This is a genomic window from Plantactinospora solaniradicis (assembly GCF_042658085.1).
Lineage (GTDB): Bacteria > Actinomycetota > Actinomycetes > Mycobacteriales > Micromonosporaceae > Plantactinospora > Plantactinospora solaniradicis.
Map to the genome: position 1 here is coordinate 218,728 of NZ_JBHSPR010000037.1, position 13,933 is coordinate 232,660.

Genomic DNA, 13,933 nt, shown 5'->3' on the forward strand with positions numbered 1-13,933 from the left:
TCGGTTGTCGACGGGGCCGCCGACTTCCGCTGACAGATTGACGAAGTACTCTCGCAATTCTAGGCTGCTGCCGATGAGCCACCCTCCGTCGTGGACATCGCCCCCCGCCCTGCCGCCGATGGATCGCCTGCTGTCGCCGTACACGGGGTGGACCCGCGAGCACTGGGAGTCGGTGGTCGACCAGACCCTCGCCGCCGTGCGGCCGTACGCCTCGCCCCGGCACGCGCTGATCGACCTGCCGGGACCGGCGAGCAGTTCCGGGCGGCGCAGCGACGGGCTGGAGGGGTTCGCCCGGACCTTCCTCGCGGCCGGCTTCCGACTCGCCCAAGGAAACGACGGCGGACTCGCGCAGTGGTACGCCGAGGGCCTCGCCGCCGGAGTCGACCCGGACTCCCCGGAGCGCTGGCCCCGGGTAACCGAGGTGAACCAGGCCAAGGTGGAGGCCGCGTCGATCGCGCTCGCCCTGCACGAGTCCCGGCACGTGCTCTGGGACGCCCTCGACGACCGGGTCCGGGACCGGCTGGTGGGCTGGCTCGGCGAGGTCGTCGGTCAGCCGTACCCGGCCTGCAACTGGTTGTGGTTCCAGAACCTGGTGCAGGCGTTCCTGCGCTCGGTCGGCGGACCCTGGTCGGCCGAGGAGATCGACCGCAACATCGCGGTGATGGAGGACTGGTACCTCGGCGACGGCTGGTACACCGACGGGTACGAGGGCCGGGACACGGCCCGCAACTTCGACTGGTACGCCGGCTGGGCGATGAACTTCTATCCGCTCTGGTACTGCCGGATGTCCGGTGGACACGCGGACGACGCACTCTGGGCGCGGTACCGGGACCGACTACGGCACTACCTGTCCGGCGCCCAGCACCTGTACGCCCCGAACGGGGCACCGCTGCACCAGGGCCGGTCGCTGACCTACCGGTACGCGGCGCTCGCCCCGGTCTGGGCCGGCGCGGTCTTCGACGCCACTCCGCTGCCACCCGGCCGGACCCGACGCCTCGCCAGTGGTGTGCTGCGGCACTTCCACACCGACGGGCTCCAGCCGATCGGCTGGTACGGCGCCTTTCCGGCGATCCGGCAGCCGTACACCGGGCCCGGCTCGCCGTACTGGTCGAGCAAGGGCTTCGCCGGGCTGGTGCTGCCGGCCGACCATCCGGTGTGGACGGACCCGGAGCACCCGCTGGAGATCGAGGAGCACGACGTCTCGGTCGCTCTCCCGGTACCCGGCTGGCTGGTCTCCGGCACCAGGGCCGACGGGGTGGTCCGGGTGGTGAACCACGGCACCGACCACGCCGCCGACGAGACCCTCGCGACGGACGAGTCGGACTACTCCCGGTACGCCTACGCCAGCCACGCCGGCCCCGAGTACGACGGCTCGCTCCTGGACAACCAGGTGACGCTGCTCGACCGGTACGGCAACCCCGCGCACCGCCGGCCGTTGCGGCCGATGGGCGTACGCGGCCGGGTCGGGATGTCCCGGCACCGGACGCACTGGCCGATCGGGGCGGCGCCGGAACGCACCTGGCCACCCCGGCAACCGGCGTTCCGGACCGGCCCGTGGCTGCGGACCGCGTCGGTACTGCGGGGCGCGGTGGAGATCCGGCTCGCCATCGTCGACGCCCCGGCCAGCGTTCCTCCGGACGACGTTCCTCCGGACGACGTTCCTCCGGACGACGTTCCTCCGAACCGTAGTGGCCCGGACGGCAGTGGGCCGTGGCGGCTGTGGATCGGTGGTCATGCGCTCGCCGACGCGGAGCCGCCGACCGTCGAGGTGCGGGACGCCACCGCCACGGCTCGGCGCCCGGACGGCCTGACCGCCATGATGGTGGGGCTGCGCGGCCTGCCCCTCGCCTCCGTGGTCGAGCGGACCGGCGCGAACGCGTTCGGGGCGTACTCGGCCGTTCCGGTCGTCCAGAGCGACGGACCGGTACGGTTCGCCGAGGTCTACGCGGCGGCGGTGCTGCTCACCGGAGCGGCGGCCACGGAACTGCCCGAGGTCACGGTCCGCTCCGACGGTACGGTCGGGGTGCGCTGGCCGGACGGGGAACTGGACGAGGTGACCCTGGGGGACGCGGTCAGCCCTTGATCCCGGTCGCCATGATCCCCCGCACGATGTACCGCTGCGCGGCGAGGAAGACCAGCGCCAACGGAATGACCGAGATGACCGCGCTGGCGAACAGCGCCGGCAGGTTGATCGCCTGCGACGTGAGGTTCGTCGACATCGCCACCTGGACGGTCCAGAACGCCGGGTCCTGCCCGATCACCAACGGCCACAGGAACGAGTTCCAGTGCTCGATGAAGGAGAGCACCCCCAGCGCCGCGCACAGGCCCACCGAGTTGGGCAGCGCCAACCGCAGGTACACGCCGAGGTGGCCGAGCCCGTCGATCCGGCCGGCGTCCTCTATCTCCTGCGGGAAACGCAGGTAGAAGCCCCGGAACAGCAGCACCGCGAGGGCGTTGAAGAGTCCCGGCACGATCAGCCCCCACAGGGTGTTCACCCCGCCCATCGAGCCGACCACCACGAAGGTCGGCACGAAGGTGGCCGCGCCGGGCACCATCATGGTGGCGACCACCAGCACGAAGACCGGCCTGGCCGCCGCGACCCGGATCCGGGCCACGGCGTACCCGGCCATCGAGGCCAGCAGGGTGGAGACCGGGGCCGAGATCACCGCGACGAGCGCGGAGTTGAGCAGTGCCCGGCCCAGCGGCACCGTGCTGTTGTCGAACGCGTCGGTGAACCCGGTGAGGCTCACCTTTTCCGGCCACCAGTGCCACTCCAGCGCGCCGAGCTCCGCCTGGGTCATCAGCGAGTTGCGCAGCAGCAGATAGAACGGGAGCAGGAAAGGCACGGCGAAGACGACCGCCGCCAGATAGCTGCCGACCGGAATCCTCCGCCCGCGCCGGGCCGATCGCTCGCTCATTCCCCCTCCCTCCGGCCCAGTCCGACCAGACGTCCCTGCACCAGGGTCACGACGACGATCAGCAGGGTGACCACGAAGGCGCCGGCGGAGCCCAGTCCATAGTCCTGCTGGACCAGCGAGACGTCGTACAGGTAGACCAGCGGCGGTCGGCCGTCCGGGCCGGGTGCGCCGGCGAGCCCGGTGCTGAGCAGGTTGTAGAACTCGTCGAAGGCCTGGAACGCCGCGATCACCAGCAGCAGGGTCACCGCGACCGAGGTGTTCCGGAGCAACGGGAAGGTGATGTGCCGGAACAGCCGCCATTCACCGGACGCACCGTCGACCCGGGCAGCCTCGTACAGCTCGCCGGGGATCTCCTGCATCCCGGCCAGGAACAGGATCATGTAGAGGCCGATCTGTAGCCACAGCCGTACGGTGATCAGCACGACCCAGTACAGCGGCGGATCCACGGTGGCGATCCAGGCCGTCGGCTCCTGCCCGAACAGCGCGGCGAGCGAGTTCGCCGCGCTCGACGGCACCCCGCTGAACAGGCTCATCTTCCAGATCAGCGAGGCCACCACGTAGGACACCGCGGCGGGCAGGAAGAACGTGGTCCGGAACAGGGCCCGTCCCCGGCGCAGCCGGTTGACCAGCACCGCCAGCCCCAGCGCGATCGCGAAGGTCAGCGGCACGATGACGAGCGTGAAGACCACGATCATCGACAGCGAGGTACGGAAGCGCGGGTCGCCGAGCAGCGTGCGGTAGTTCGCCAGCCCCGCCCAGTCGCCGAGCGCAATGGTGCCCCGGGCGTTGCTGAAGCTCAGCAGCACGCCCCAGCCCATGGCGACGTACTTGAAGACGACCAGCCCGATGACCAGCGGCGCGGTCAGCAGGACGAAGGCCCGCCAGGCCGACCAGTCGACGCGGCGGCGGCGCGGCGGCGCGGCGGTCGGTGGAGTGACCGGCCCGGCGCCGGTGCCCGGCCTTCCGGTACGCAGGGACACCCCGCGCCTCAGACCGTCGGCAGCTTGTCGAGGGCCTCCTGCGAGCGTTGCGCCGCCGCGCGCAGCGTCGCCAACGGGTCGGCGTTCTTCTTGACGATGTCGGAGGCCGCGTCGTCGTACGGCTTGCTGACCGCCGGCGCCCAGAGCGCGGTGGTCCGGGTGCCGTACTGGTTGAGCAGGTCGACGGCGGTTTTCGCCGGCCCGGACCGCAGCGGCTCCGCCTGCGCGGCGAGGCCCGCCCGGGGCGGCACGTGGAAGCCGTAGCTCAGCGCCCAGTCCTGCTGTACGTCGTTGTTCTGCAACCACAGCCACTGGACGTAGTTCTTCGCCTCCGCCACGTGCTTGCTCTTGCCGTTGACCACCTGGGACCAGCCGCCGAGGAGGACCACCGGCTTGCCGGTCGGCCCGTGCGCGGGCCACGGAACGAGGTCGAAGTCGTCGACGAGTTCCTTCTTGATCTGCGGCAGCGCCCACAGGCCGCCCCAGGCGATCGCGGTGGCGCCGGTGATGAGCGCACCCGGGTCGTACCACTCGGTGGCATAGCCGAGCAGCATCGACTTGTCGGTGAACATCCGGCGTACCACGGCGAACGCGTCGGCGATCTCCGGGGTGGCGTAGCTGACCTTGCGGTCGGTCAGCACGTTCTGCCCGACGGAGAACGGCAACAGGTTCCGCATGCCGGCGAGACCGTCGTTGCCGACGAAGATGCCCTTGGTCTTTCCCCGGGTGAGCGCCTTGGCCGCGTCGACCAGCCCGGTGAGGGTCGTCGGCGGCTGCACCCCGGCGGCGGAGAGCAGACTCTTCCGGTAGTACAGCAGCATCACGTCGATGATCATCGGCACGCCGTACGCCTTGCCACCGTGGGTCAGCGGGCCGAGCGCGTGCGGGTTGAATTCGCTCTTCGCCGCACCGAGGATGTCGTCCAGGGCGGCGACCTGCTGCTGCGCCACCATGTCCGGGGTGACCTCGTTGATCTCGTACACGTCGGGGCCTTCGGGGGTCAGCACCGACGACTGCCACTTCGTCTTGTAGTCGCCCGGCACCCAGGTCACCTTCACCGCGACGTCCGGGTGCTGTTTCGTGTAGTCGGCGGCGTACCGCATCGCCGCCTCCCGGGTGCCCTGCTCTCCGTACTCGTGGTACCAGTGGTTGAGGGTGACCTTGGCGGCCCCTGAGCCGGAGCCGGTCGGGTCGGTCTGGCAGGCGGAGATCGCGGCTCCGCCGACGAAGAGCAGCGAGGTGCCGAGGAAGCGCCGGCGGGACAGGCCGGGCGTGGGACCGCTCATGATGCGACTTCCTTCTCCTCGTTGGTGGCGGAGATGCACCCTCCTGGTGGTGGCGGTGCGCATCGGAGCTCATGAATCGGGTGGTGGAAGTGAGGCCGAGCCTAAGCTTCTGCCAATACTTCGTCAAGGACGAAGAATAAGCCCCTGTGGCCGGTCGCCACTCCCCTGTCCAGGCTGGACAATTCAGCGATGGTTTTCGATGTCGCTGCCCCTGCGCGCCGCCGTCCGCCGCCGTCTGCGGCCGTTAAGAAGGGGCCCTTCATCTACAGAAAGCGATAAGAAGGGGCCCTTCCTTCGCATCAATTTCGTAGTTGACTTATATAAGGTGTGAGTGACATTCTCGGTGCCGGCAGCCGGAGTCCGGGTTGCCGTGAACTCGGCGAGAGCGAGGAAGACCGTGAAGAGGGGCACACCGATGACCGAGAACGTCACCGTGGCGGCGGGCGGGGCGCCCGGCGCGGCCGTCGGGTCGACGAGGACGCTGCTGACCTGTGGCATCGTCGCCGGCCCGCTCTACATCGTCGTGGTCGTGCTGCAGCTGCTCACCAGGGACGGGTTCGACATCAGCCGGCATCCGGCCAGCATGCTGAGCAACGGCGACCAGGGATGGATCCAGATCGCCAACTTCGGGGTCAGCGGCCTGTTGTTCGTGGCGTGGGCGATCGGGCTGCACCGGGTGTCGGGGCCGGCGGTGGGCCGGCGCGGGCGTTGGGGACCGCGACTGGTCGGCGTGTTCGGCACCGGGATGGTCGCCGCGGCCGTCTTCTCCGCCGATCCTGCCGACGGCTTTCCGCCGGGGACGCCGGTCGGCGCGCCCACGACCATGAGCTGGCACGCAGGCGTGCACTTCCTCGTCGCCACGATCGCCTTCCTCGCACTGATCTCCGCGTGCTTCAGTTTCGCCCGGCGGTTCGCCGCGGACGGCCGTCGCGGCTGGGCGGCCTTCAGCGCGGTGAGCGGCGGCCTCTTCCTGGCGACCTGGATCTCGGTCTTCGCACTACAGGGCGCCCGGCCGGCGAACATCGCCTTCGCCGTCGCGATCGCGCTCGTCCTGGTCTGGACGTCGCTACTGGCCGGGCAGCGGCTGACCCGGGCCGGCGAGGAGTAGGGGGACGGTCTCGCGGGCGGAGGCGTCAGACTCTGCGGATGAGGCCCCCGGTCGGGGTGCCGATGCCGGCGAGGAACCGTTTCAGGGCGAAGGTGGCCGCGCCGAGGCTGACCGGATTGCCGGCGATCCGGCAGAGGGTGATCTCGGTGGCGGCGAGGGGGCGGCTGAGCGCGTGTTGGGCGACCACCGCACCCACCTCGGAGAGCAGCGCCTCACCCAGCCGGGCGGCGACCCAACTGCTGAGCACGATCACTTCCGGGTTGACCAGGTTGATCAGGTCGGCGACCGCGACGCCGAGGTAGCGGGCGGTTTCGGTGACCACCTTGGCCGCCACCGGATCTCCGGCCGCCACCCCCCGGGCCAGCGCGTCGATCGTGGCCGTCTGGTCCTCGGGATGCAGCAGCGGGCTGTTCGGGGCCAGGTCGCGCAGGGTCTGCATGATGCCGGGCGCACCGACGTACGTCTCGACGCAGCCGCGACTGCCGCAGTGGCAGAGCCGCCCGTCGACCACCAGCGTGGTGTGTCCCCATTCGCCGGCACTGTTGGTGGCGCCCCGGTAGAGCGTGCCGCCGAACGCCAGACCCGCGCCCACTCCGGTGCCGAGGTTGACCACCACCACGTCGTCGCGGCCCCGACCGGCACCGAACCAGAGTTCGGCGACCACGCAGGCCCGCAGCGGGTTGTCCAGGTACAACGGCAGGTCCAGGGACTCGGCCAGCATGCTGCGCAGCGGTACGTCGTGCCAGTCCCAGTTCGGGGCGTACACCGACACCCCGCCCTCCCGGTCGACCTGGCCGGGCACGCTGACGCCCGCCCCGAGCACCCGGTCCGGCCCGACACCGGCCGCCGCGAACGCGGCCTGGACCCCCGAGGCGATGTGCGCCACCACCTGCTCTGGCCGGTTCTCCCGGGGGTGCAACTCCTCCTCGACACTCGCCAGTACGCCCAGGGCGGCGTCGAAGAGTTCGACGTGTACGTACGTCTCTGCGACGTCGACACCCACCAGTACGCCACCGGAGGGGTTGACCGAGACGACGCCTCGGGGCCTGCCACCGCCCGAGTCCTGGAAGCCGACCTCGACCAGCAGGCCGAGCTCCATCAGCTCGCCGATGAGGTTGGCCGCGGTAGCGAGGCTGAGCCCGGTCTCGCTGGCGATCTGCTGGCGGGAGACCATCGGTGCCCCGATGATCCGGCGCAGCACCTCGAAACGGTTGGCTATCCGGATGTCCCTGGAGGTGCGCTTCACGACAAAACTCTAGACGGTGGAGCCGAGTGCCGATCGATGCCGACACGAGCTGTGGCGCGGGATCGTCGCACACATCTCATAACACTTAGAATAAGCGCCCGACATAGTCCGGCGCCAGCCTCGCCAGGTCACATCGTCCAAAATGGGCCTTCTCGTCATTCCGGCGAATTCCGCAGCAGGTCGGCGTGGACCGCGCGCAGCCGTGCGAGTGCCGGATCACTGCCCGGCACGACCCGGCGGTCGAGCTCGGCCCATGCCTGGGCGAGTGCGTCGCTGACCGCCCGGAGTTCGGCCGCGTGCCGGCGGGCGCCCTGCCGGTGCAGTTCGTCGAGCCGACGGGCCCAACCGGCGGCCACCGTGCCGACCCGCTCGGCGTCGGCGCGGGCCCGCGCCGCCGTGCGCGCGGCCGGAGCCGGCACGATCGCGGCGATCGGTCGCGGGTCACCGTCTCTCGTGATCATCGTGACCGTGTCGGCCACCTCGGCCAACGCGACGAGCTGAGTCAGCCGGACCCGGACCTCGCGTAACGGCAGCGCACGCGAGGGATCGGGGTCGGGGACCGGAGCGGGGGCAGCCATTCGCCAATGCTCCCTCCCGGGTACGACACGCCGCTCCGGATCGGTCGGCAGTGGACCATCCGGAGTGGACTTCGCGGACCGACAACCCAGGCGGTAGCACTCGTACAGTTGCCACCGTGAAGGTCTTCAAAGGGAGGAACTGGCACCTCGCCATCGGCGAGGATGGCTTCGCGGCCTGGGCCAAGGGAAGAGATCGGGGCGACGCCGGCGACGGCAGGCGGTACGAGTTCGACCCGGGACCGATCTGGGAGAAGCGTGGGTTCTGGCAGTGGTCGGAGGTCGATCGCCTGTTCTGCTATGACGGCGATGGCGTGTGGCGTCTCTACGCACATCCAGCGCCCGGTGTCGACCCGGCATCGTCGTCTGCGACCAAGCCCTACTACTCAAACTCCTGTGACGGCTGGATGCTCTTCTACCTGGGGAACTTCACCTTCATTGGTTGGCGCCGCGTAGCGAGCGCCGTCCGGCGGTACAGCGCCGGAAGCGTAGGGTTCGATAGCTCCGCGCTTCCCATCCCCCGGCGATGGCTGATCGGAAATTCTGGACGGCGGCCCCGCTGATTCGGCAACCGGGTCTGACCGGTGGAGGGCAGATATTCGTCACCTGCGCTATTCGCTGATCTCGACCCCGCCGCCCGGCCACATCGACGCCTTGCCATGCTGGTTTCTCCACTGGGCGAGTGCGCTCGATCGGGTGCTGGATCAGCGGTCAGCCGACGGCGGTGGCGAGCGGGACGGCCAGGCCGGCGGCGAGCAGGTGCGGCGGGTCAGGGTCAGTTGTCCTCCGTGGTGGTTTCGACGCGGGCGATCAGCACCTTCAGGCGGCCGATCTCCTCGGCGAGGGCGGTGTTGCCGTCGCCGGTGAGGGTGATCCAGGTGCGCCCGCGCTTGCCCTCGTAGCCCTTCTCGATGTCGATCAGGCCGGCCGTCTCCAGCACGGTCAGGTGCTTGGAGAGGTTGCCGGCGGTCAGGTCGAGCTGGGTACGCAGGTAGCCGAACTCGACGCGCCGTGCCTCGTGGGCGATGGCGAGGATGCCCAGCCGCACCCGCTGGTGCACGACCTCGTCGAGGCCGGTGACCGGGTGGCCGGACGGGTCCGGGGTGTCGGTCTCGACGGTCATCGCTGACTCCGGCGGGCCACCGAGAAGCCGATCCCGCCCGCCAGGAGCACGGTGCCGGTGCTGAGCTGGGGCAGCGCCATCGACAGCCGGAACTGGCTTTCCGTCCCCGACATGAACGACGGGATCGCCCAATTCGGCGGTATCAGCCCCTCGGTCGTCGGCAGCACCAGCAGTACCAGCACCAGGTAGCCCACGGTGAACAGCAGCAGCGCGACGTTGCGTTCCAGGCTGGCCAGCACGAGCAGCGCAAGACCCATCAGGCCCCACGGTGCGATCAGCCGGTCCAGCAGGATCCACCAGTACGGCGACGGGCCGTCCCCGAACGGCAGGTGGTTCGGGAAGTAAAGCGCCGCCGCCGTGTACACCGCGGTGAACACGACGGCCGTCACGGCACCGGTGATCGCATAAGGCAGCACGCGGGCACCCAGCCCCCGCGCCCGGGCGGCCCGCACGTAGCTGACCGCGATCGCGGCGTAGGCGAGCAGGAGTGCCGGCGGCCAGTAGTAGAGCATGCCGCGGCGCGCGAACATGCAGCCGTGGGCTTGGCACTGGAGCCTCATGAAGAGCCAGTCGAACGGGATGGCCAGGAAGGCCGTCGCGGCCAGCACCAGCAGCGCGACCCAGGTCAGGCGCTGGTCGCGGCGCACGCGGCCGGCGAGGCTGCGCAGGTCGGAGAGGAGGCGGTGGGGGTCGTCGCCGGTTGATACCGAGTCAGTGGTCATAGCAATAGGTTTCCACAGCAAACCTATTTGCACTAGCCCTAACTTGGCGACGGTGCACAGCCCATGGAGGTGACCGTAGGTGGCCTACCCGGAATAGACCTCGAACTCCGACACCTGCCCGGCGGGCCAGCCCGTGTTGCCGGTGAACTCCAGCCGGACGTAACGGGTCGGCGTCGCGGTGAAGGTGATGGTGACGGCGTTGCCGGTCGCCGGATCGAACCGTCGTCCGGTCGAGGCCGACAGGGTGCTGAACGACGAGCCGTTGGTGCTGCCGCGTACGGCGACCGTCTGGGTGCGGGCACCCCACGCGGACAACGGCGGGAGCTTCAGCACCACCCGACCCACGGAAGTGGTGGCGCCGAGGTCGACCTGCACCCACTGGGGGAAAGCGTGGTTCGGGCTCTCCCAGTAGCTGTGCGGGTCGCCGTCGACTGTGTTGCCCGAGCCGTAGTGCTGGACATGCCCGCTCTCCGCCGTCGCCTTGCCCCGGGCCAGGTTGGTGTTCGGCGCCGCGTCGGTGGTCGCGGAGACCGGGTTGGACGACGGCGAGACGTTGCCGGCCGCGTCCCGGGCGACGACGGAGAAGCTGTAGCTGGTCGCCGGGTTGAGGCCGGTGACCGTGTACGAGGTGCCGGTCGGCGTGCCGACCACCGTCGTACCCTGCCGGACCTGGTAGCCGGTGACGCCGACGTTGTCCGTCGACGCGGTCCAGGACAGCGAGACGCTGGTGGTGGTCCGTCCGGTCACCGTCAGGTTGCCCGGCGCGGTCGGCGGGGTGTCGCCGCCGCCGACCACCGGCGGGGTCGGCCGGACCGGGGTCAGCGCGAGTTGGCCCTTGAGCATCCGGTTGCCGTCGGCGGTGATCCGCAGGTAGTAGTCGGAGGAGCAGAAGGTGCCGTCCTCGTCGAGCGCGCGGATTCCGGCCCCGGCCGGGGTGGTCGCCTGGGTCTCGCTGGTCTTGGCGATCTGGTTGCCCTCGTTGAACTCGTCGAACATCGAGATGTAGATCCCCTGAGCCCCGACCCGCACCATGTTGTAGAAGTGCCGCCAGTAGAAGTCACCGTGGTAGCGATGCCCCGACGCCAGGTCGCCGGGCATCACGCACGGCTGGTAGTCGATGCCCCGGGCGTTGCAGTCGGCCTGGTCCGGCTGGTTGACGTTGGTGTAGAACCAGTCCAGCCCGTCGAGGGTGCCGGTGCGGCCCACCATCCACGGCGAAATCATGTTGAACGCGTGGTAGACGTCGAGGAACCCGGGCCGGGAGTCGTTGATCCCCTGCCGCCAGTACGTCGGCACGCCGCCGATCACGTAGCAGCCCTGGGCCTTGAACCAGTTGACGACCTCGAGGCAGGGACCCGGAGGGAACGGGCGACCGTCGTCGTTGAAGCCGAAGCCCCAGATGCAGACGACCGGCCTGCCGTTCTGCCGGGCGTACGCGGGCGAGGCGGTGTGCGCCGACATCTTCGTGGTCCAGTCGGTCTTGATCTCGGCCTGGAAGCTCGTCCAGCTCGTGACGTCGTACATGATGTAGTACTTGCGGCCGAACCGCTCCGCCGCGCTCCGGACCTTGGTGGCCATCGCGTCCCGGGTCGGCCCCTCGTCGCCCATCGGGTTGAACCGCTGTAGCGCGGCGGTGTCGCAGTTGTACTCCTGCATCCACCGGAAGTGCGTGTCCACGGTCTGCTGGTCGTAGGAGGAGAACAGTTGCGCGGGCTGCCCGTTGCCGAGGTTCGGGTACGCGGTGGTGTAGCCACGGCTCAGTTCGCGCATGTCCGGCCAGGACACGATCGTGGTGTTGCTCGGCGACGGCGGCTGGAACCGGTCGCGACTCCAGTGCCACCAGCCGCCGATCGGTGCCCCGTCGCCGGGGCAGGCGAACCAGCCCTGGTATCCGACGGAGACCTTGCCGACGACGTCGCCGGGTGGGCTGGCCGCGCTGGCCGGGCTGGTCACGGCCGACAGCAGTTCGGTGGTGGAGATCGCGGCGAGGGCCGAGCCGGCCGCCGTGGACGTCATGAACTTTCGGCGTGAAACCGCCATGGCTACCGCTCCTCGGGGGGAAGGGACGCGGATCGATGCCTTAGCTTGCCAGGACTGGACAGATTCCCGCAATAGTTGGACTTGAGACTGCAATCTTCGGCTCGCCTGGCCGAAAGAAAGTTGCAGGATAATTTTGGGCTTCCTATGCTCTGCCGCGTGACTGATGTCCTCGTGCAGGCGGTCGACCTGGTCAAGCGCTACCCACCCCGGAACCGGCGGGACACGGGCTTCACAGCGGTCGACGGAATCGACTTCAGCCTGCACCGCGGGGAGGCGTTCGGCTTCCTCGGCCCGAACGGCGCCGGTAAGTCCTCCACGATGCGGATGATCGCCTGCGTCTCGCCACCCACCTCGGGCACGCTGCGGGTACTGGGGATGGATCCCCGGAAGGAGGGCCAGCGGATCCGGGCCCGGCTCGGCGTCGTACCCCAGGACGACGCCCTCGACCGCGAGCTCACCGTCCGGGAGAACCTGCTCATCTACGGGCGCTACTTCGGACTGCCCAAGCAGGTGATCGCCGAACGTGGCGACCGACTGCTGGAGTTCGCCCAGCTGACCGAGCGCGGCGGGGAACGGGTGGAGGCGCTCTCCGGCGGCATGCGGCGGCGACTCACCATCGCCCGGTCCCTGATCAACGAGCCGGAGATCCTGCTGCTCGACGAGCCGACCACCGGACTCGATCCACAGGCCCGGCACGTCCTCTGGGACCGGCTGTTCCGGCTCAAGCAACAGGGCGTCAGCCTGGTGCTCACCACCCACTACATGGACGAGGCGGAGCAGCTCTGCGACCGGCTCGTGGTGCTGGACTCCGGCCGGATCGTCGCGCAGGGCTCCCCTGCCGAACTGATCGCCACACATTCCACCCGCGAGGTGCTCGAACTGCGGTTCGGCGTCGGTGAGCAGGGCACCGCGCTGGAGAAGCTGCGCGATGCGGGCGTGCACGACCGGCTGGAGGAGCTGCCCGACCGGCTCCTCTGGTACACGGCGGAGGGCGAGACGGCGCTGGCGGTCGTACACCGGTTGGGGTTGAGCCCGATCACCGCGATGGTGCGGCGGGCGAGCCTGGAGGACGTCTTCCTCGCCCTGACCGGCCGGACCCTGGTGGACTGACCGTGGCCACCTCGACCCCCGCACCGCCCCGACCCGTCCCGGTCGGCGCCGCCGACATGGCCCTACGGGCGTACCGGTACTGGGCGCTGCGCTACCGGCGGACCTGGCGGGGCACCCTCGTCATCGGCATCGCCAATCCCCTGCTGTTCCTCGTGGCGATGGGGCTGGGGCTCGGTCGGTTGATCGGCCCGGACCTGGCCGTGCTCGGCGGCGTCGACTATCTCGCGTTCTTCGCGCCCGGAATCCTCGCCGCCGCCGCGATGCAGAACGGCATCGTGGAGGCGGCATTTCCGGTCAGCATGAGCCGGCAGCCGGGCGGCGCCTACCCGGTGGCCGCGGGCACCCCGCTGGAGCCGGAGGACATCCTGCACGGCCACGCCCTGTTCATGGCGGTACGGGTCGCGACGAACGCCGCGGTGTTCCTGGCCGTGATGGTCGCGTTCGGCGCCGCGCAGTCCCCGATGGTCGCGCTGGCCCTGCCGGCGGCGACGCTGACCGGCCTGGCGTTCGCCCTGCCGTCGGCCGCCTGGGCGGTCACCCTGACCAGCGTCGGTCCGGTGATGGGCGCCTTCAAGTGGGTCGTCATGCCGCTCTACCTCTTCTCCGGCACGTTCTTCGCGGTCGGGCAACTGCCGGACGCGCTCCGGCCGATCGTCTACGTCACGCCGCTGTGGCACGGCGTCGAGCTCTGCCGGACGTTGAGCCTCGGCACCGCGACCTGGCCGGTCAGCCTGGGCCACCTGGCATACCTCGTCGCCCTGGCCGGTGCCGGCTACCTGGTGGCACGCCGTAACTACCGACGAAACCTGCACGGGTAGGAAGTGG

At 69.9% G+C, this 13,933-nt stretch carries 13 protein-coding genes; 5 read left to right on the forward strand and 8 right to left on the reverse strand.

What is annotated here, in order from left to right:
• Nucleotides 1–118 precede the first annotated feature (118 nt).
• Nucleotides 119–2,083, forward strand: a complete 1,965-nt coding sequence (locus tag ACFP2T_RS32475) for a DUF2264 domain-containing protein (RefSeq protein WP_377428530.1) — start codon at nucleotides 119–121, stop codon at nucleotides 2,081–2,083.
• On the opposite strand, the gene ACFP2T_RS32480 is transcribed toward ACFP2T_RS32475, so the two are convergent.
• Genes ACFP2T_RS32480 through ACFP2T_RS32490 form a run of 3 tightly spaced genes read right to left on the reverse strand, consistent with a single transcriptional unit; the run spans nucleotide 2,073 to nucleotide 5,184 of the window.
• Nucleotides 2,073–2,918, reverse strand: coding sequence for a carbohydrate ABC transporter permease (locus ACFP2T_RS32480; protein ID WP_377428531.1), 846 nt, complete (start codon nucleotides 2,916–2,918; stop codon nucleotides 2,073–2,075). The genes ACFP2T_RS32475 and ACFP2T_RS32480 overlap by 11 nt on opposite strands.
• Nucleotides 2,915–3,898 carry a carbohydrate ABC transporter permease gene (locus ACFP2T_RS32485; protein WP_377428533.1) on the reverse strand — a complete coding sequence of 328 codons (984 nt, stop codon included), beginning with the start codon at nucleotides 3,896–3,898 and terminating at the stop codon, nucleotides 2,915–2,917. The genes ACFP2T_RS32480 and ACFP2T_RS32485 overlap by 4 nt, the downstream gene beginning before the upstream one ends.
• Before the next feature lie 8 nt (nucleotides 3,899–3,906).
• Nucleotides 3,907–5,184 carry an ABC transporter substrate-binding protein gene (locus ACFP2T_RS32490; RefSeq protein WP_377428535.1) on the reverse strand — a complete coding sequence of 426 codons (1,278 nt, stop codon included), beginning with the start codon at nucleotides 5,182–5,184 and terminating at the stop codon, nucleotides 3,907–3,909.
• A gap of 415 nt (nucleotides 5,185–5,599) precedes the next feature.
• On the opposite strand from ACFP2T_RS32490, the gene ACFP2T_RS32495 reads away from it, so the two are divergent.
• Nucleotides 5,600–6,292, forward strand: a complete 693-nt coding sequence (locus ACFP2T_RS32495) for a DUF998 domain-containing protein (RefSeq protein ID WP_377428537.1) — start codon at nucleotides 5,600–5,602, stop codon at nucleotides 6,290–6,292.
• 25 nt (nucleotides 6,293–6,317) lie between these two features.
• Here ACFP2T_RS32495 and ACFP2T_RS32500 read toward each other — a convergent pair whose 3' ends face one another.
• Both ACFP2T_RS32500 and ACFP2T_RS32505 read right to left on the reverse strand, forming a co-directional pair.
• Nucleotides 6,318–7,538: an ROK family protein gene (locus tag ACFP2T_RS32500; RefSeq protein WP_377428539.1), complete on the reverse strand. Its 1,221-nt coding sequence runs from the start codon at nucleotides 7,536–7,538 to the stop codon at nucleotides 6,318–6,320.
• Nucleotides 7,539–7,693: 155 nt separating this feature from the next.
• Nucleotides 7,694–8,116, reverse strand: a complete 423-nt coding sequence (locus ACFP2T_RS32505) for a type II toxin-antitoxin system Phd/YefM family antitoxin (protein WP_377428541.1) — start codon at nucleotides 8,114–8,116, stop codon at nucleotides 7,694–7,696.
• Between the two features lie 116 nt (nucleotides 8,117–8,232).
• Here ACFP2T_RS32505 and ACFP2T_RS32510 point away from each other — a divergent pair, with 116 nt between their 5' ends.
• Nucleotides 8,233–8,676, forward strand: a complete 444-nt coding sequence (locus tag ACFP2T_RS32510) for a hypothetical protein (protein WP_377428542.1) — start codon at nucleotides 8,233–8,235, stop codon at nucleotides 8,674–8,676.
• Nucleotides 8,677–8,888: 212 nt separating this feature from the next.
• Here the strand turns inward: ACFP2T_RS32510 and ACFP2T_RS32515 are convergent, their stop codons facing one another.
• From ACFP2T_RS32515 to ACFP2T_RS32525, 3 genes are all read right to left on the reverse strand, one after another.
• On the reverse strand, nucleotides 8,889–9,236 hold the full coding sequence (locus ACFP2T_RS32515) for a transcriptional regulator (protein WP_377428544.1): 348 nt from the start codon (nucleotides 9,234–9,236) through the stop codon (nucleotides 8,889–8,891).
• On the reverse strand, nucleotides 9,233–9,958 hold the full coding sequence (locus tag ACFP2T_RS32520; RefSeq protein WP_377428546.1) for a hypothetical protein: 726 nt from the start codon (nucleotides 9,956–9,958) through the stop codon (nucleotides 9,233–9,235). The genes ACFP2T_RS32515 and ACFP2T_RS32520 overlap by 4 nt, the downstream gene beginning before the upstream one ends.
• Nucleotides 9,959–10,042: 84 nt before the next feature.
• A complete protein-coding gene (locus tag ACFP2T_RS32525) occupies nucleotides 10,043–11,998 on the reverse strand; it encodes a galactose-binding domain-containing protein (protein ID WP_377428548.1) in 1,956 nt (651 codons plus the stop codon).
• A gap of 144 nt (nucleotides 11,999–12,142) precedes the next feature.
• Between ACFP2T_RS32525 and ACFP2T_RS32530 the strand changes: the two genes are divergently transcribed.
• A complete protein-coding gene (locus tag ACFP2T_RS32530; RefSeq protein ID WP_465264280.1) occupies nucleotides 12,143–13,108 on the forward strand; it encodes an ABC transporter ATP-binding protein in 966 nt (321 codons plus the stop codon).
• A 2-nt stretch (nucleotides 13,109–13,110) separates the two neighbouring features.
• Complete coding sequence (locus tag ACFP2T_RS32535; protein WP_377428552.1) at nucleotides 13,111–13,926, forward strand: ABC transporter permease; 816 nt, start codon at nucleotides 13,111–13,113, stop codon at nucleotides 13,924–13,926.
• Nucleotides 13,927–13,933: the final 7 nt, after the last annotated feature.